The sequence below is a fragment of the Arthrobacter sp. 18067 genome (assembly GCF_902706295.1).
In the GTDB taxonomy this organism is placed as follows: Bacteria; Actinomycetota; Actinomycetes; order Actinomycetales; family Micrococcaceae; genus Arthrobacter.
In genome coordinates, this window is sequence record NZ_CACSJJ010000005.1 from 23,633 (window position 1) to 39,971 (window position 16,339).

Below are 16,339 nucleotides of genomic sequence, written 5' to 3' on the forward strand. Positions count from 1 at the left end.
AAACGCAACGATGACCCTGGACAAAAGGCGGGATGACCGCAGCGCTTCCTTGTTACGACTGTTCATGATGTCTCCGTGTTTTGCGGTGCTAAATGAGAGCGAGGGATCCGCCGCGGCGGGGGGTATACCGGCTGCCGATGAGTTCGCTGAGCCAGGCCTGAATATGTTCAGGCTCATCACCATCGATGGTGATGGCAGGATTCACTCTTCCCGCGGCCGGCGGGCGCAACCTGGCAATGGCATGGCCAGTCAGATGGAGGGTGGAATCCGGTCCCGGAATGAGTTCGTGGATACGAAGGGCGCCGGTGATGAACGTCCCCGTCCCCACTGCCAGGATCTTGCCTGTGCTGACCTCGTCGTAAGGGAAGCCACGATTAGGCCAAGGACCGAAATACTGCGAAGCCCAACGGGAGTCATCAAGGTGTTGCGACCCAGGCAACGACTGAGCAGGTGTCTGCGCTAGAGGCAGCCGCCCCTTACAACTGACCTTGGACGCGTTGAGCATCCACTGGATCTGACTGAAAGGGGTATGTCCCCTAGCAAGATAGCCAGCCTGCTCCAGCCGATCCACCAAACTTGGACCCACACTCAAAGCACGGGTCAGCTCGCTCCTGGACAAGGTCCACTGCGTACTCGTTCCTACGCCCTGACGCTTTATGGCAGGCGCATCACGCCGATGATCCAGAAGTTCGACCGATCCCATATGGGCCCCTTGTGTACTCGAAATTTGCTGGTATATACGGGGTAGGTGCCGGAGGACCGAAGATTACAAGCAGGGCAGGCTACGGATCCGTCTATGAACTGCGCGGGGACCTGAAGTGCTCACTGACCGGCCAACCCGCCCGGACATGACGACGAACCCAAACATCCGACCCGGCAGAGTCAGGCGCTCGCAGGGGTTCAGCGCTTGGCTCGGGTTCGGCCAGCCACCCTGAACCAGGAATCCAGGTGATGTTGGAAGGGGCCGGGTCCGGCGCCAGCGCCGGGTTGACGAGGGCAGCTACGAGTTCCTGCGCTTCCGCCACATCTGTTATTCCACCGGTTGATGGCGTGGACTTCGCCAGAGCTTGGTACGTTCGCCCCCATCCTTCGGGAACTGTGAAGGTGGAGACTTCGCCGATTTGGGACATTAGTCGTTTGGCGTCTATCGCGCGCTGGAGCTCGCGAGCGTTGAGCCGTTGGGTTCGGGCGATCACGACAAGGTCAATCAAGTCTTTTGTTCTGCTGCTGGGGACTCCGGCATATCGCGAGAGCGTGGCGCACACCTTCTCGGCGACCTGGTCGGCCAACGGGTATAGGCGGTAGGGGTGGGTTGGGATAGGACGCGGCAAATGGATTCGGTTCGCGGGGTTCACCACTTCCGGCACCCCGACCGGTGGAGGTCCCACAACGATATCGACTGGTATGTCCCCGATCTTCTTCCCTGTGTCTGCGTCGTAGGCAGTGAATTGAGCCCTGCGGGTTTGGGTGCCCGGCTGGTTGTCCCCTTGTCCGGTGTCGGTAGTGCGGGCGAGCTCGAAGCGAATGTGATCGCCAAGATCTACTGAAGCTCGTTCTTCCAAGGCATGGAGGGCTTCGTCAAGGTCGGCGGCGCTGGCCGCCAGGTCGAGGTCTTTGGTGCCTCTTGTTAGGGGCACGCGTGCGAGCATGGCGCCTCCGCCCTTGAGCATCCATTCTGATTTCTCGCCGTCGGCGAAGACCCGGGAGAGGAAACGGTCAAACCTAGCCTGAATCAGCTGTGAGTTGATGTCGTGGGCTCCCCCGTCCTTGACGGACTTGGCTGCGGTGGCTTTGAAAGCTGCGACCAGAGCTGTCCAGGAGCTGTAGCCGGCTTCAGACACGGGGCGCCCATCCCGAAGGGCTGGTGCCGGCCAGGTCGAATAGTTCCTGCGCCAGTGCTGCGCCGTCGTTGACGTCGTGACCATTGGCGGCTGCGAGAGGTGCAAGATGTTCGACCAGTCGTTGGGGATGGACAAGCCGGCCTTGGGCAATGGCGTCGCGAATGGTGTCGGAGGTGAGCGATCTGTCCGTCCAGGATTCGACGAGATCGGCAATCGTTCGCTCGATGGTCAGCGTGGGCAGAGCTTGGACGTAGGTGACTTCCTCGGGAGCGAGGGTTCTGATTTTGATTTTCACCCCAGGCAGGCGCGTGCCTTTACGGGTCGGTGAGATAAGGGTGTGACCCTCGGGGTAGAAATCGCCTATACCGTGCAGGAGGGTTGCATCGACTCCGGCAACGACGAGTCCAGGTGCCCCGGTGGTAGTCCGTGCTGCGCTGTCGCCACCGGTGGCCAGCCAGGTTGCGATGATGTCTTCGTGTTCCAGCATGGGCGCACCCGCCATCCGGTAGACGCCTTGGAGGACGCGGGTTATTGCTCCGGCCGCTGACAGCCGGGAGAGCTGCATGCGGGAGATCCCAGCGCGCTCGGCTTGTGAGGTAGTCACAAGCCCCCAGCGCTGCTCGGCAATTGTCCCTAGAAGGGCGACAGTCTCAGCAGTCATGCATCAATTGTATCCATAATAGATACAAATGTTGTAGCACAGATGAAACCGTAATTGGTGCGTCGCAAGCCTGCAGGGCCAGTTGCGTCGCGTTTCGTTGTTTCGAGAGTGAGCCGATTCAATTTGGTCCCAAGTTTTACCCTCGAAAGGTAAACGCGTTTATCGGGCGAGGGTAAAACTCGAGACCCCGAATCAAGAGAAGTGATCCAGAGTGTGGAGGTGGGTGTTGTCCTTCCAATATGAGGGCACACGCGGTTTCCATCAGCTTGACCCACTTGGCACTGAGCAAGCCTTCCCTCCAGCCGTATGGCCTTATCGTCGGCGCTGCTGCAGCATCGCTTACCGTGCTAGCTGATGTGGGGTGTTCTGCGGATGGTCTGCGACCACTGGCGTTGGTCTGTTCACCTGTCTTTTCCCCACGCGGGGTGAGCTCTCCGTGATGACGTTGCGATGGAATGTCGTGGTCACGGTGAGGCTTCCGGGGCGCCTATGCCAGATAGCAATGAGCACACCTGGGGAGCGTATACGACTGGTTGTACAAGTGCGGAGGCTGGTCGTGTTTGGCTTGAAGGTGTTCCCGTGTGCTTGTGGGGTTAGGCGTGCTCAGTGGCTGCCTTGGCCCGCGCTGGTCGTTCCCGCTAGGCCGTGGGCTCGCCTGAGAGATTTGCGAGGGATTCAGCTTTCCAGCCGTCTCCTACTCTGACCAGTTCTACCGTCCGCACGTACGGAGTATCGGCCGCGGCGACCATTGGGTCCTGGCTTTGGGTGGTGACGGTGTAGTCAACGATCATCGTCATCTTGCCGGCGGGGAATTCCTCGGTCCGTCCAGGTTGTGTTCGCAGGATCCGTGCCTCAGTTGTTGAGCGGCCTTCCACGTAGCGGGTCCACTGAAGTCCACCGTCACCTGAAAATCTTCTCGTCAGTTCTGCACCGAATTCCGGTGTGCAGTTGGTCAGGGCGTTCGTCAGCCATGACGAAGCACTGGGGTCCTCGAATGAGCGGCGGTGGTAGGAGATGACGAAGTCCCTGGCCGCTGTGTCCAGCTCCGCTATCTGTGCGGTGCTCAGGACGGGATCTTCAGGTGCTGGAGCTTCTGGAACAGATGCCTGGGTTCCTTGTGTTTCCGGGGTTTCCGGGCCGTTTTGTCCGCCGGGGGTCGGTGGTGGTTCTGGAGCCCGTGATGGCTGTTCCAGACGTGCTGGTGGCTCGTTGCTGGCTGGTGAGGGCGTCTGGAACAGCCAGATTCCCAAGGCTGCGAGGGCTGCAGCTGCCGCCACAATGCAGCTCGTTATCAGGGTGTGCTTGGTCATGGGGTGGCCTTGAGCAGAGTGAAGTATTCGGTGTCGGTCTCCCACGTGGTGGCATGTAGGAGCGTCCCTTCCTGAGGGTTCAATGCGCTGTACATCTGTCCGTTGCCTGCATAGATTCCGACGTGTTCCCAGCGCCCGGGGCTGCTTTGCCGCTGCACGACGAGATCCCCTGGCTGGGGGTCGGTGGTTTTGCTTCCGGCCGTCCACTGGTTGACGCGTGGAAGTTTGATGCCCGCCTGGTCATAGATCCATTGGACATATCCCGAGCAGTCCCAGGCTTTGAAAGTTGTTCCAGCCCAAACGTAGTCACCTCCCACTCCTTGCTTGGCGGCATCGATGACTTTGGTGCGGGTGCCGGCGTTGTCTGCGGCCGTAATGGGCTGATCGGCCCCTGGAGTGCATTGGGTCGGGATGGCGCCACCGGCGGATTCAAGGAGTTGCTGGGCAGTTGTCTGCCATTTGGCGTAGGCGTCCGGGAAGGCCGAAACCTGCACTGTCTGGGCGGCTCCGGTAAGGCTCATTTGTTCCCAGCCGGGGATATCCAAGAGTCCTCTGGGGGATCCGTGGTTTGGTCCTTCTTTCCCACCGTAAAAGGCCCGTGCCGCGTAGGTGGGGTCCATCAGTTCCTCGACGGATCCCCAACTGGCCGCGGGGCGCTGCTGGAAGGCATTGACGGAGTCGTGGTCACTTCCGACTTTCATGTGCGGGTACATCAGAGATTCAGGGACTCCGGAATTGGCGTAGGTGTTGATCCCTGACTCCTGCGAGGCAACCATGAGCGCGATGAGGATTCCGTTGGTCGGAACTCCGGCGTTTTTGCCTTCTTTGACGATGATGGACACCAAGTTCATTTGGTCACCGCTGAACGTGAGGGGCAATCCGTTGGGGCCTTTGACCGTCAGCCCACCACCTAAGACAGGGGCTGCTTGGGCTGGGGCATCGCCGCCAGTGGCTCCGCCGGCGCCGAGGGTGATCCCTCGTTCTTTCATGTACGTGTTGGGGTCTACGTGTTGGCCGTTGACGTGGATCTCGAAGTGAAGGTGCGGTGCGGTTGAGGCGCCGGTCGATCCGACACCGGCCAATTCGTCGCCGGCCTTGACGGTCTGACCTGCTTTGACCTTGGAGGTGCCGTCGGCGGCGTGCCAGTACCAGAATTCGGTGTTGTTTCCGGCATCAATGATGATGCCGTTGCCGCCGGCGTTGCCGCCTGAGTCGACTGCCCGGACAGTGCCTGCGGAAGCTGAGTAGAACGGGGTACGTTCGGGGACGCCGGCGACGTCTTGGCCCGCGTGGAAGGTCAAGGCTGATTCATCAGGAAATCCGGCTGGCACAACACCGGGGCCGAAGGGGTTGGGGCGTGGACCGTAACCGGAGGTCAGCTGGCCAACCAAGGGGCTGGCGTACCCTCCGGCGAAGGTAGAGGGGACGCACTTGGTAGAGCCTGTTTGGGAATCTGGTCCGCCTCGAGCGAGCACGGCGCCGGAGCCTGACAGGAAGAAAGCGGCCCCGCTGAAAAAGACAACAGTAACGAAGAGTAGAACCGCCGCCGCTAATGCGGCGACGGCGATTACTGCCTTTTTCATCTGCTGCCTACCGGCCGTACTGAGCGGAGGTGGGCGAGTTTGGCCGAGAGCTCGACCGAGCGGGCACTGCGCGGGGCCGGTGGGGCCGCCGGGGCGTCAATGATCGTTCCTTCGAGCGGCCGACTAACGGATCCGTTGCCCCTGCGGTCAACGGATAGGCGTGGGCTGACTGATCCATGACCTTGCGAGTCCACAGTGATACGGCGGGTGAGGTTCTCGTGGGCGGGGCCCATGGTGCGGCCGTGTCTCGGGGCCTGCGGGCCGGGTGCGGCGGCTTCGATCGCGGCTTTGGTGCGGGCGGCTGTGGAGCCGATTTTCGCTGCGGCTCCGACGGCCTTGGCGGCCGGGTGGGGAATGAACTGTGCCGCGGTTCCAACGAAGTCCAGGCTAGCTGCCGTTTTGGAGGATGCTGACGGAGTGCCGTCCGTCCCGCCCCCTCCTGGTCCTCCTGGAGTAGGCGAGGGTGGATTGGCCGTGGGGCCTGCGCCGGGGCCGGAGGTCAGAGCGGGCATGACACGGGATCCGAGGGTTGGCGGAGGTGTGATTTTCTCCCCAAGGTCGGTGAATGCGCCTCCCCCGTTGGGAGCCCACCCCAATCCGGGTTGTGGTTGCCGTTGTTTGGGTTTGAGGTTCTTGGTCAGACGGGCATCACGCCAGGCATCTCGAACCCAGGGCTCCACTCGGTTGGTTAGTTGCTTGATGGTTTGGCTTCGGGGTTTTTCGTCTGATCCGAGGCCGAGTTTCCCCAGCCGCTGGGCCAGGGTTTCTCCTGCTTTTTTCGCGCGGCGGTGCAGTCGCCACAGGCCGATGAGGAACACGAGGACGGCGATGTTGACGAACGCCATTTGGAGGACGATCCCGAATCGGCTCATAAGGGCGGTGATGGAAACCAGTACCTTCATGTAGCCGGCAAGGAAGATGAGGGCGACGACGATCATGACGCAGGAGGAGTAGATTCCGATAATCGACCGCCACAGCCCTGTTCTTGACGTGGACGGCAGGACGGCCCAGAGGGACGCGAACATGGCTTTGAGCCCGTTCCAGAGGGATGAGAACACGGAGCTGATGATGTACAGGGACAGGCCGAGGATCAGCAGGTTCATAAAGAAGCTGCCGGACTGGATGTTGGCCATCACTCCGATCTTCGTGATCACCGGTGACTGAACGTATTCCTTGGCGTCCTTGTCACATTCCCCAACTCTGTCTCGAACGTTGGTTTCGGCGACGTTGATGGGGTTCCGGTCGTTGAATGCTTTGTCGAAGACTTTGTCGCAATCTCCGATCAGAACGTGGCCGAAAGTCACGGTTTGCGCCGGAACTCTGACGAAAGTGTCCACGAGCTGGGCGATGACGTTCTCGGCAAGTACTTTGTCCGCGGACATGGTCGCATCGGCGGTGGGGCGTGGGCAGTTGCCACCGGGCATGCACGGTTGCTGGTCTGTGGTGATGGCGACGGAGATCTCACCGCCCCAGATTTTGGCCTTGTTTAAGATCCCGTCGGGGCCGGTAATGGTGGCGACGGGGTTTGCCAGGACACCGGTGGCAGCGATGGCGATGACCACGGCGACTACGCATTCGATGAGTCCTGACGAGAATTTACCTCTAAGGATGTAAATACCGGCGACGAACGCGGTCACCATGAGGGCAAAGGGTATCCAGTAGATCTGGTTGACCAGAGCTTGGAAGGAGACAGCTATCCCGTTCAGGGGTGAGGCGATGAATTCGATCCATTCAAAGGCCAGCAGGAACTTCACCATGGCAAAGAGCATGGCGATGTAGAAGATGTGCCCCACCCAGAGGAAGTCCAGAATGCTGGTGATCCACATTTTCTGGGGTGTCCAAGCGTCTCCGCGGTCCAAGGGCAAGGACATGTATTTATCGATCGGGATGCCGTGCGTGTCGTGGATTCCTGCAGTGGGCAGGAACAATCCGGAGCCTTGGCCGGTGCCGTCGGCAGCGAAAGCGGCCGTGGCTCCGGCATGAATGAGGACAGCCCAAAGAAAGAGAACGCTCATGGTTCGGCGGGTCCGTGGGTGCTGATAGAGCCACAACCGTGCTTCTGCGCCGATCCTGGTAAGGATGTTGACCCGGAACACTGCTGGGCGGTTGAAGAGCGACAGGAACCAGGTCACGCTGCCATCTCCTTTTGCCGATCGATTTTGGGAGGCGTTGTCAGTACTGCTTTGGCCCGGCGGGGTTCGCGGGGGATCTGGATTTTGACGGTGGAGATCCGGTTCCTGGCGTCGCGGTACAGGCATTCACCACGGCGTTCCAGCGGCACGCCCTGGGCTCCTTGTGGAGATAGATGCTTGGTGACGGTTTCAACCCATTCGTCCGTGTCCATGGAGGCGAACCATCTCAGGTTGTTTCGGGCGAGGGTTTCATCACGGTTCCTGAAGACGAAGCGCTGCGGTATGAGCCCGCGGAGCACTTCGGATCCAAAGTCGTTGATGGCGTCGTGGCTTCCCAGTCCGAGTGCGGCTTTGTGCTTGCGTCCGTAGCGGATGAAATCGACGATCTCCTCTTCCCCCTCCGGGGAGGACGTCATGTGGTGGCACTCGTCGACGATCATCAGCGCTTCGCGGGCGTCGTCAGCAAAGCAGATCGTTTTACCGATGCTGGCCAGCAGCGCGTACATGGCACGGCCGAAGATTTTCTCTATGCTCATTTCCTTCTTCAACGATTCGTTGAAGAGCTCATCCTTGCTGGGCAAGTCCAAACCATGGGTGCAGAACACCACTGCTTGGGATGCCATGGACAGTGCCGGCAGTTCGTCGTTGAAGAGAACATCTCCCAGGTCGATCGTGGCGATGTTCTTCAGGCGTCTGGCCATGCGGTCGCAGACGTCGCGGTTACGTGCTGGAATGCCTGTGTCACCTTGCATGTGATCCAGAAGCTTCGACAGGGAAGTCACCCCGTGCTCGATCATGTAGTTGGGTTCCAGGAGAGAGCTGATGAGGTCTCCGTCATCGCTCATGGTCTGGATCGCGAAGAGCTGAGCGAAGAGTGTTTTCACCATTCGTGAGCCAACTTTCGGACCGAAGATCCGCAGCGGGTCCATGGAGTATTTCGGCGCCATCAGGTCAATGATCGAGGTGCGTTCCGGGTTCAGTGACTTGGCGAAAGCGGCCCATTCCTGGTTGTCTGAACGGTCTACGACAACCAGGAGCCCGTCACGGTCGAAGGTGTGCCCGGCAACCGTTTTGAGGAACGTCGATTTCCCGGACCCGTTCTCCCCCGTGGCTCCGAAGGAACCGGAAAGGTCTCGTTCCATGTTTCCCCCGATGTTCATCAAAAAGGGAGAACGACGACCTGATGAGATGTTGTACCCGGCCAAGAACCCGGTGGTTTCGCCTATTGCGTTTGAAACGACCGGCACACCCATGGCAAATTCGCGCCCGGTAGTGATCTGAGCGAGCTCGTTGACAAGCCGGGAGGCGGGGATCCCTGGGAGCATGGCCCACCACAGTTCTTCTTGTCCACCGAGGGGTGCCTCGAATTTGAATTCCTTCCGCTTGTAGAAGTCCGTAATGAATTTGGCTTTTGCCTTGGCGTCCTCCGGGTTGTCGGCTCCGACGGCAATGATGGTCGTTGCCTGTACTTCGACTTCACTTTCGGACTGGTTCAGCGATGCCTGGTAATCCGCGAGCACTATTGCGACGTCATCCAGGTCGTTTGTGCTGCCGGTGATGGGATTGCTTTGGCCGCTTTGCTGCTCGTACTGGTCGTTGAGGGTAGATTCAGCTCGGGCATTGCGCTGTTTCGCTTTCTCGGCCTTCTGGATTGTCATCCTGACGGCGAAGTCGGCATCTACGGGCAGATCGTCGATGGCTTTGATGAATTCAACGCCGGGGAACACGAATCCGCCCTGGGGTGTCCCGGTCATAGCCATCAACACTTGGTACGAGTCAGTCTCGCTCTCGACGTGGCCGACTTTGAGGTAGCGGCGTTTGAAGGGCACCGCACGGGCCGCTGCCGATGTTTGGTCAGACTGTCCGCCTTCGTCGATCCAAGGCTCAGAGAGCAGGGTTCCGGAAATGACCCGGCCTTTCGGGGCGTTGCTTTTAGGTTCCGGTACGGCTACATCGAGGCTGAGGCCACGCTGCTGCATGTGGTCGTTGATCCATGCCAGTTCGTCTGGTGTTGCCGGTTTTGCCTGAAATTCGCGAGGTATGGCTTTTTCGATCTGTTTTGCCGCCTCCAGGGCGTGCGCGATTTCCGTCGGCGTGGGAACGCGTCGAGGCAGAGCCAGGTGACGCCGGACAACGGCATCTACTGCGTGGAATTTGGTTTTGACGGCTTCTTTGATGCCGAGATCTGCGATGGGGGCCGCGAGCCAGAAAGCACGCGTGCCGACGGGGTTGTTTTCCAGTTCTTCCAGACTCAGCTCAACCTCGGTGAGGTACTCGGGGCAGCGATCCATGGGGACCCCGTCCATCATGTTCTCGATGACCACGGCGGGATCGAGGTTGGCGCTGAGCCCGAGCAGCAGTGATTCACCGGTCAGGGACTGGTACATGGCCTGGTGTGCTGCCTTGACGAGCATTTTCGATTCGTGCTTGCCGTACCCGTAGGCCAGAGGCTCCAGTCGCCACATGGCCCAGATCATGCCGCCAGTGGTCCACATGAGATGGCCGGCCAGGGACGAGAACGGGATGCGCTGCATTGGGGTTTCCTCCTACTTGGTGTTCACCTGTGCCAGCAGGCGTTGAACGGCTGATCCACTCATGGGGAGGGGATCCGGGGGCCCTACAGGAGCCTGCGACTCGGGTTCAACTGGAGTAGGTGGGATTGGTTCTGCTATTTCAATGGCTTCGGTTTCCGGCCGTGGAAGTGAGCGCGGCGCAGGCCGTGTTCGGGGCTCTCGAATGCTGAGAGATTCTCCGCGGTAGCTTCCGGTGGCAGGCCGGAACACGGCACCTGAAGCGTCGACCATCACCAGGGCTGGGTTGCGGTTTGTTGAGGGCAGCCGCCCGGTAAACCAGGCAAGTCCCCAGACCACAAGGCCACCGAGGATGATGTCCACGATGGCCATGCCGGTGGTCCATAGCCAGTTGGTATTGAGAATCGCGAAACCAGAGACGACCCCCACGCCGGCTTGTGTCAGGGTGTAAGGGCCACCCCAGATTTTGGAACCGTCGTGAAGGCGTCCCAGCATTTTCTTGACCCTGCGGGCGCGGGTGTAGAACCGGCCTACTTCAGTCGCTACGGGGGTAGGCAAGGCTCTATTCCAAGGTCAGAAAGATCTCGGACCCGGACTCAGTGGATAGCTCGGTGGCCTGACCGGAGGCTGCAACAGGCAGTTCGCCACGCATCTGGGTTTCCATCCATCCGATGCCGTTAAAGACACCCCAGAAAAAAAGACCGCCCGCGGCGATGCCCATGACGATGCCCGTGACCTTGAACTTCTTCATCAAGGAGATGAAGAACACCGCGCCGAGGGACACCAGAACGGCCCCGGTCTTCAACAGGTTAATCACGTCCGTGATCTTTTGGTTTGCGGTGTCGACGACCCCAGCCGGAACGTGGGTAACAGCGGCCTGGTGGATCTGGGAGGCGGTCCCGACAAGGTCAAGGGAGGTCTGCAGGTCGATGGTCATGGCGTGGGCCTTTCAGTTGGTGTCTTCGTTGATGAGGGCTTGCTGGTCTTATCGATGTCGGGGGTGGAGTTGAGAGCACTGACTTCCCACCGGCCGGCACGTGCATTGAGCGTCATCGCGTACGTGGATGCGCCGCCTTGGTTCTGAGTGGTCTTGAAGGTCACGCCAACAAGGACATGCAGCGTCTCGCCGTCCTTGGGCGCAGCAGAAGGAGTCTTGTCAGCGTTTAGGGATCGGAGTGAGGCACTGCTGAAGGGGGCAGGCGTAATGGGGGCGATGATGCTCCCGGGGGTCGTGTACCTTTCCAGCCCGCCGGCTCCGGTTGCGTAAGCGGTGATGAACGAGCTCACGGTGGTAGCAGCGTCGGCACTGGTCGAGACCGCTTCGGGGTATCGGAGGGTGATCTCTGATGTGGCTGGGACGGGTCCGGATACCGGAGAGGGAAGCCCAACGGGACTGAGACCGCCGTCGGAGTTCACCACGGCCCGGAAGTATCGTCGCGGCCAAGACTCGGTCGTCTTGCCGTCCACAACGGCGGTTTCTTTGACGTTGGCGGCCACGGTGACTGCCGTCAGGGTGGATCCTTCCGGTGTTTCCGTACCCGCCAGGCCAAGATCCCGGTAGACCCATCCGGTAGCCGGAAGCATCCCGACGCTCGAAGCATCAAGGTAGGTGTCCAAGGCGGCATGGTCAGTGCTGGAAGCCGACAGCCAGGCACCAACGAAACCCTCAGCGTAGGCCGCCGGAGCGTTGTCAGTTTGAGGTTGCTGAACAGTGGAGGCATCGGATGCGACAGTGATGTCTTTGCTGAGCGACAGCGCCAACGCAGCGAAGGCAACCACAACGGTCAAAGCCATGACGAAGTAGAAGCCACCAACCAAAGCCTTGGTTCCCAGTGAATGGACCCGGGTCATGGACCCGGCCACGCTCGGGACTTTGACGTCCTCGGAAACATCAACATCGGCCTGGCGTTTCCATAGCCGCTTCATGAGGACGATCCCCGCTCTGGAGAATGAAGCCGAGCTGCAGCCTGATTGGCCGCTGCCATTGCCGCGGAAGTCAGAACCTCCGCAAGCTCACATTGCCGGGAAGCATCAAAGGGGCGCTCCAGCAGATCGGCTATGCCCCGAAGCATCTTGTCCTCGGCACTAATCGTGACGGCAGCGTCACCAATAAACCCCGCCAGGTTCTCGTCGGAAACAGATTCAGGTAGTGCGGCGGAATCCTGCATCTCATCGCCCATCGAAGCTCCTCATGGATTGTCAGTAATCAGTCCCCCAGTCTGGGTCGGGGGTGGTCACTGCATGTAGGTGCCTGGATCGATGGCTTTGCAAAAAAAAACTTTGAAAACTTTTCGCTGGGCCCTGTTCCAGAAGCGCGAACCCAGCTCTCACCTACGCGAAGGCCACTTATTCCAGAAGGCCTTACACCGCGCGAAAGCACCGCCTGTTCAGCGCGCAGGGAACTGATCCAGAAGCTCGTCCAGAGCTGCTGAGGAGCGTGGTTGGTACCACCACCAACCACCTCCCGAGGAGCCCTCATGAGCATCAACGAAACAACAACCCGCGCCCGCCGGACCATCGGCCTTATCGGCCGGATGAACCACGAATGGGACACCGTCATCGCCCCATCCCGCAAGCACTACGGCGCGCTTGGATACATCACGGGAGTCCAAGCCCTCTCAACGCTCACCACCGCCGGCATACAGGACCGCGACGGGATCTACTGGGGAATGCTCTCCGAAGTCCAGGAAGGCAACAAAGACGCCGAACGACTCCTTCTCCAAGCCATGCTCGCCAAAGCCGTGAACCTCAGCCGCAACTGCCGCGGACTTATCGCCATGCCCAGCCAGGACGCCCTCTGCGTCGCCGTCGGAGCCATGTGGGAATCCATCCGCACCTTCCCCCTGCACAAGACAGAAAAAGTCGTCGGCAACCTGGCCATGAACGCCCTCCAGATCATCACCCTGACCCACCCCGCACCAGCAAACCTGCCCGACGCACACGAAGACTCCGAACTCGACCGCATCATCGCCGCTGAACGCGAAACCGACGAACACGTCATCCACTCCGCCACACCCCTGGAAGAACTCCTCAAAGTCATCCTCTGGGCCACCGAAACAGGAACCCTCACCCAAGAAGAAGCAAAGCTCCTCGGCAGGTTCACAGTCTCAACACGCGAAGAAAAATACGCGCTCGCAGAGGAGCTGGGATTGGGCCGATACAGCCTTACGACTTACGCCAGCCTGATCAAGGCCAAGCTTCGTACAGCCCTGGCAGCGAACAATCTTGAGCGTGGATGCCTCTAGGAACAGGAAGTTCGGAGGGGCCTAAAAGTGGCCGCGATTCGCGATTCCCACAAATCCACAACCCGGGCTCGAACCACTACATGGGGAGCTACATGTTTTTTAACACTATATGGGGACCCCTCTGCTTCCCAGTGCTGGCGCGGGAAAACGGAGCATGGCCGTCACAAGATGCACGAGGTCAGGCGTCACAAGATGCACGTGGATAACTTCCGGTTTATTAATGCACGACTAACAAACCGTCACAAGATGCACGTGGCCTGACCTGCGGAAACACGCGGAATCGCATGTTTTCTCTGGACCGGAAATGGGTCAAAACCCCTGCGTCACAAGATGCACGTGGAAAACCTCCGTTATCCACACCCAAAACCACCCAGCAGAAGGCGATGGCAAAACGACGGCTACAGGCACCTGCTCGCAAGGATTGTCGTCTAGAAAGGTTGGTCCACGTACATGACAACGCCAGCGGAAGGGCCAGCTGCTTTGATCAGCGAAAGAGAGCTGCGGCTCCTGAACGTCGGTGCGGGTCTTGAGCTCTCTCCCGACGGCTCTGAACCCCTGAGCTATTCCGCACGGCTCTGGGCCCAGCTTTCGCTGCCCTACAGGGATCCCGGCCCTGTCCCGGAATGGGTCCGGCGCAATAACAGCATCACGTTGAGCATCAGCCCCGGAATGACCACGGCCAAAGACGGTTCCCGCCGTCCGGCGTATCCCTTTGGTGTCATCCCGCGATACCTCATGACTTGGATGACAACTGAGGCTGTCAGAACCGGAAGCCGGCAACTCCACCTGGGGCCGTCCTTGTCGAAATTTCTTCGGAGCCTTGGAATGAACTCTTCAGGAGCGTCCTCGGCCAGAGCACTGGACCAGTTACACCGCCTGGCTGTAGCCAATATGAACATTGAGGACCTGAGAACCAGCGGAGACCGCTGGGGTATCACCGGGGCAAATTTCAACGTTGCGAGCCGATACGAGCTGTGGTTCTCCAAAGATCCCGCCAAAGCGCCGAGCGACATTCTGGGATCAACGATCACACTGTCCGAGGACTTCTACCGGTCCGTCCTTGAAGCGCCCGTCCCGCTCCGCCCGGAAGCGCTCAGGGCCCTCTCTGGATCCCCTATGAGGCTCGATCTCTACGCATGGCTGGTGTACCGCCTGAAGTACCTTGAACGTCCCACGACGGTCTCCTGGGGTCAGCTGGCAGGCCAGTTCGGCGCGGATTACAAAGTGAAGCGTCAATTCAAGGCAGCCTTCGAAAAGAATCTCCGCGAGGTCCTGGTCCTGTATCCGCAGGCCAAAATCCTCGTCACTGGAACGGGGATCCGGCTCCTGCCCTCCGCTGAGCACATCCCCGATCGGAAGCTCCGCGCCATCTAGGCAAAAAGAATGGGTGGCCGCCGTGCTGGCGCGCCACCCATTAGTTTTCCGTGCTCTAGGCTCAACCTTCTTCAGGGCGGAGGAACAGCTCGAAGACATACGAAACGAACGCGCTTCGGGACGGCGCCCCCGACCAGGCAACCTTGTCAGAAATCCACTTTTCCTGGACCTTGTCCAAGCGGAGCTGGATCTGAATGCTTCCCGTCCCTCTCTTACGCCGGACCCTCCGATGAATTCCAGACGGGCCTACGCTCAACTCAGGACGGAAATGCTTCCGGACCTCCTCGAAATCAACGGCATCAAACGCATCGAACAACAAATCCGTATAGGTGACGTCGTCATTTGTCCTGGCCTTGACCAGCTCCAGCAGATCCGGAGGAAGGTAGGTTCCTTTGCTCCGAGCCGCCCCCATGACCAGCTCAGAAGCAACGACGCCCTCTTCCACCTCGGCCAGAGCAGGCTGCGGAACCACGGCAGCATCTTCAGTGCCAGCCTCCACAAGCGTTTCCGGAGCGGCCGCCGATTCCACAGGATCGGCGACAACGCTGATATTGGGCCCACCCGACTCACGCCTGGTACGGGGTCTCAGAAGCTTGGCCTTGTCAGCCGATGGTGTTTTAACAGGGGCAAAGATGTCCCCAAAACCCTTCTGCGCGTCGGGCATGGCTACTCGGCCTCTCCCTCAAGCTCGCTGACCCGAATCAGAATCTCCTGGGTCAAATTCTCATAGTCGGCTGCCAGGCCCGACGCATTCGACGTGTGGAACTTCGGCGAATGCTTGATCCCGCGTTTGAAGTCAGCAAAACGCGTCTTGTTCGCCAGATCCACCTCACCCTCAAGCTCATGGATCAACCTGCCGTGCTCGCGAGCATCACGAGCGGCTCCCTCGGAGTGACGAATACGTGTAGCAAACACCGGCGCCGCTGTCTCCAAGAGCTCCGAAAGCTCCTTGCGCAGGTTCCGTTCAATCTTCCGACTGGTCGACCCCACGTCGAAGAGCACCGCACCCGCCACGGCCAAGCGTGGATTGCGCTCACGCACGGCTTTGAAGCGGTCCGCTACACCCTCTACGGCATCCGTCGAGCCTCCATCGGATTTTGAGGGGATCACCACTGCGGAAGCGACTGTGAAGGCTCCCTGGACGATGCTGGCCTCTCCGGGGGAAGTGTCCACGATGATCAAGTCATAGTCCTCGGCAATTGGTGACAAGCCGGCGTAGAGGAGGTCTGCGAATTCGCCCGACTCCGGGTTGGACATCTGTCGGACCAGCAGCATGCCGGCAATATCCTGCATCGCTGCCCCGCCGGGTACGACATCCAAGTTGGGGCGCACGTCCTTGAGGATCGGCAGCGGCTTAAGGTGTACCAGGGCATTGAAAAGGGCCGTGCCGTCTTGCCTCTCGTAGCCGAGATCGCGGTGCAAACTGCCCCTGGGATCCAAATCGATGACCAGGACCTTGAGGTCCCCCGCTGCTTTACCGGCGACGTTGGCGGCTATTGAGGTCTTGCCTACTCCGCCCTTGGCGCTGGCAAGTACCACTACCCGGTCAAGGTACCCTGCCGTCCCCCGTCCTCCGGGGGACGTAACGGCCTTTGAAAGCGTGTTGGACATGGGAACTCCTACTGTTTGTGCGGTGAGCACTGCTGACAATCGTGTAGGCGA

Annotated in this window: 15 protein-coding genes; 2 read left to right on the forward strand and 13 right to left on the reverse strand. The window is 59.9% G+C overall.

Features of this window, described 5'->3' with window-relative positions; translation table 11 throughout:
* Nucleotides 1-88: 88 nt before the first annotated feature.
* The 11 genes from GVL04_RS06475 to GVL04_RS06525 all read right to left on the reverse strand — a co-directional run bounded on the left by GVL04_RS06475 (nt 89) and on the right by GVL04_RS06525 (nt 12,238).
* The gene (locus GVL04_RS06475) at nt 89-439 is read right to left on the reverse strand and encodes a hypothetical protein (protein WP_159701330.1); all 351 of its coding nucleotides are present in this window, start codon (nt 437-439) and stop codon (nt 89-91) included.
* Nucleotides 440-794: 355 nt separating this feature from the next.
* Entirely contained in the window at nt 795-1,841 is a 1,047-nt protein-coding gene (locus tag GVL04_RS06480; RefSeq protein ID WP_235036200.1) for a nucleotidyl transferase AbiEii/AbiGii toxin family protein, read from the reverse strand.
* Nucleotides 1,834-2,502, reverse strand: a complete 669-nt coding sequence (locus GVL04_RS06485) for a type IV toxin-antitoxin system AbiEi family antitoxin domain-containing protein (RefSeq protein ID WP_159701336.1) — start codon at nt 2,500-2,502, stop codon at nt 1,834-1,836. Before GVL04_RS06485 ends, GVL04_RS06480 begins: the two co-directional genes overlap by 8 nt.
* A 638-nt stretch (nt 2,503-3,140) precedes the next feature.
* A complete protein-coding gene (locus GVL04_RS06490; RefSeq protein WP_159701339.1) occupies nt 3,141-3,812 on the reverse strand; it encodes a hypothetical protein in 672 nt (223 codons plus the stop codon).
* Complete coding sequence (locus tag GVL04_RS06495; RefSeq protein WP_159701342.1) at nt 3,809-5,395, reverse strand: peptidoglycan DD-metalloendopeptidase family protein; 1,587 nt, start codon at nt 5,393-5,395, stop codon at nt 3,809-3,811. Before GVL04_RS06495 ends, GVL04_RS06490 begins: the two co-directional genes overlap by 4 nt.
* On the reverse strand, nt 5,392-7,527 hold the full coding sequence (locus tag GVL04_RS06500; protein WP_159701345.1) for a hypothetical protein: 2,136 nt from the start codon (nt 7,525-7,527) through the stop codon (nt 5,392-5,394). Before GVL04_RS06500 ends, GVL04_RS06495 begins: the two co-directional genes overlap by 4 nt.
* Nucleotides 7,524-10,061 carry an ATP-binding protein gene (locus tag GVL04_RS06505; protein ID WP_159701348.1) on the reverse strand — a complete coding sequence of 846 codons (2,538 nt, stop codon included), beginning with the start codon at nt 10,059-10,061 and terminating at the stop codon, nt 7,524-7,526. Before GVL04_RS06505 ends, GVL04_RS06500 begins: the two co-directional genes overlap by 4 nt.
* A 12-nt stretch (nt 10,062-10,073) precedes the next feature.
* Complete coding sequence (locus GVL04_RS06510; RefSeq protein WP_159701351.1) at nt 10,074-10,616, reverse strand: hypothetical protein; 543 nt, start codon at nt 10,614-10,616, stop codon at nt 10,074-10,076.
* A gap of 4 nt (nt 10,617-10,620) precedes the next feature.
* On the reverse strand, nt 10,621-10,995 hold the full coding sequence (locus GVL04_RS06515) for a hypothetical protein (RefSeq protein WP_159701354.1): 375 nt from the start codon (nt 10,993-10,995) through the stop codon (nt 10,621-10,623).
* On the reverse strand, nt 10,992-11,984 hold the full coding sequence (locus tag GVL04_RS06520; protein WP_159701357.1) for a conjugal transfer protein: 993 nt from the start codon (nt 11,982-11,984) through the stop codon (nt 10,992-10,994). Before GVL04_RS06520 ends, GVL04_RS06515 begins: the two co-directional genes overlap by 4 nt.
* On the reverse strand, nt 11,981-12,238 hold the full coding sequence (locus tag GVL04_RS06525; protein WP_159701360.1) for a hypothetical protein: 258 nt from the start codon (nt 12,236-12,238) through the stop codon (nt 11,981-11,983). Before GVL04_RS06525 ends, GVL04_RS06520 begins: the two co-directional genes overlap by 4 nt.
* 297 nt (nt 12,239-12,535) lie before the next feature.
* Here GVL04_RS06525 and GVL04_RS06530 point away from each other — a divergent pair, with 297 nt between their 5' ends.
* Nucleotides 12,536-13,303 (forward strand): hypothetical protein, encoded by a 768-nt coding sequence (locus tag GVL04_RS06530; RefSeq protein WP_159701363.1) that lies wholly within the window; start codon nt 12,536-12,538, stop codon nt 13,301-13,303.
* A 450-nt stretch (nt 13,304-13,753) separates the two neighbouring features.
* Nucleotides 13,754-14,677 (forward strand): replication protein RepA, encoded by a 924-nt coding sequence (locus GVL04_RS06535; RefSeq protein WP_159701366.1) that lies wholly within the window; start codon nt 13,754-13,756, stop codon nt 14,675-14,677.
* Between the two features lie 61 nt (nt 14,678-14,738).
* Here GVL04_RS06535 and GVL04_RS06540 read toward each other — a convergent pair whose 3' ends face one another.
* Together GVL04_RS06540 and GVL04_RS06545 are read right to left on the reverse strand one after the other, a co-directional pair.
* Nucleotides 14,739-15,341, reverse strand: coding sequence for a hypothetical protein (locus GVL04_RS06540; protein ID WP_159701369.1), 603 nt, complete (start codon nt 15,339-15,341; stop codon nt 14,739-14,741).
* A 2-nt stretch (nt 15,342-15,343) separates the two neighbouring features.
* Nucleotides 15,344-16,288 carry a ParA family protein gene (locus GVL04_RS06545; RefSeq protein ID WP_159701372.1) on the reverse strand — a complete coding sequence of 315 codons (945 nt, stop codon included), beginning with the start codon at nt 16,286-16,288 and terminating at the stop codon, nt 15,344-15,346.
* Nucleotides 16,289-16,339: the final 51 nt, after the last annotated feature.

Excerpts from the sequence above, each read along its gene's own strand:
- GVL04_RS06535 (WP_159701366.1), top strand. The coding sequence starts at position 13,754 with ATGACAACGCCAGCGGAAGGGCCAGCTGCTTTGATCAGCGAAAGAGAG.
- GVL04_RS06515 (WP_159701354.1), bottom strand. The coding sequence starts at position 10,995 with ATGACCATCGACCTGCAGACCTCCCTTGACCTTGTCGGGACCGCCTCC.
- GVL04_RS06495 (WP_159701342.1), bottom strand. The coding sequence starts at position 5,395 with ATGAAAAAGGCAGTAATCGCCGTCGCCGCATTAGCGGCGGCGGTTCTA.
- GVL04_RS06525 (WP_159701360.1), bottom strand. The coding sequence starts at position 12,238 with ATGGGCGATGAGATGCAGGATTCCGCCGCACTACCTGAATCTGTTTCC.
- GVL04_RS06540 (WP_159701369.1), bottom strand. The coding sequence starts at position 15,341 with ATGCCCGACGCGCAGAAGGGTTTTGGGGACATCTTTGCCCCTGTTAAA.
- GVL04_RS06485 (WP_159701336.1), bottom strand. The coding sequence starts at position 2,502 with ATGACTGCTGAGACTGTCGCCCTTCTAGGGACAATTGCCGAGCAGCGC.
- GVL04_RS06545 (WP_159701372.1), bottom strand. The coding sequence starts at position 16,288 with ATGTCCAACACGCTTTCAAAGGCCGTTACGTCCCCCGGAGGACGGGGG.
- GVL04_RS06530 (WP_159701363.1), top strand. The coding sequence starts at position 12,536 with ATGAGCATCAACGAAACAACAACCCGCGCCCGCCGGACCATCGGCCTT.
- GVL04_RS06520 (WP_159701357.1), bottom strand. The coding sequence starts at position 11,984 with ATGAAGCGGCTATGGAAACGCCAGGCCGATGTTGATGTTTCCGAGGAC.
- GVL04_RS06490 (WP_159701339.1), bottom strand. The coding sequence starts at position 3,812 with ATGACCAAGCACACCCTGATAACGAGCTGCATTGTGGCGGCAGCTGCA.
- GVL04_RS06505 (WP_159701348.1), bottom strand. The coding sequence starts at position 10,061 with ATGCAGCGCATCCCGTTCTCGTCCCTGGCCGGCCATCTCATGTGGACC.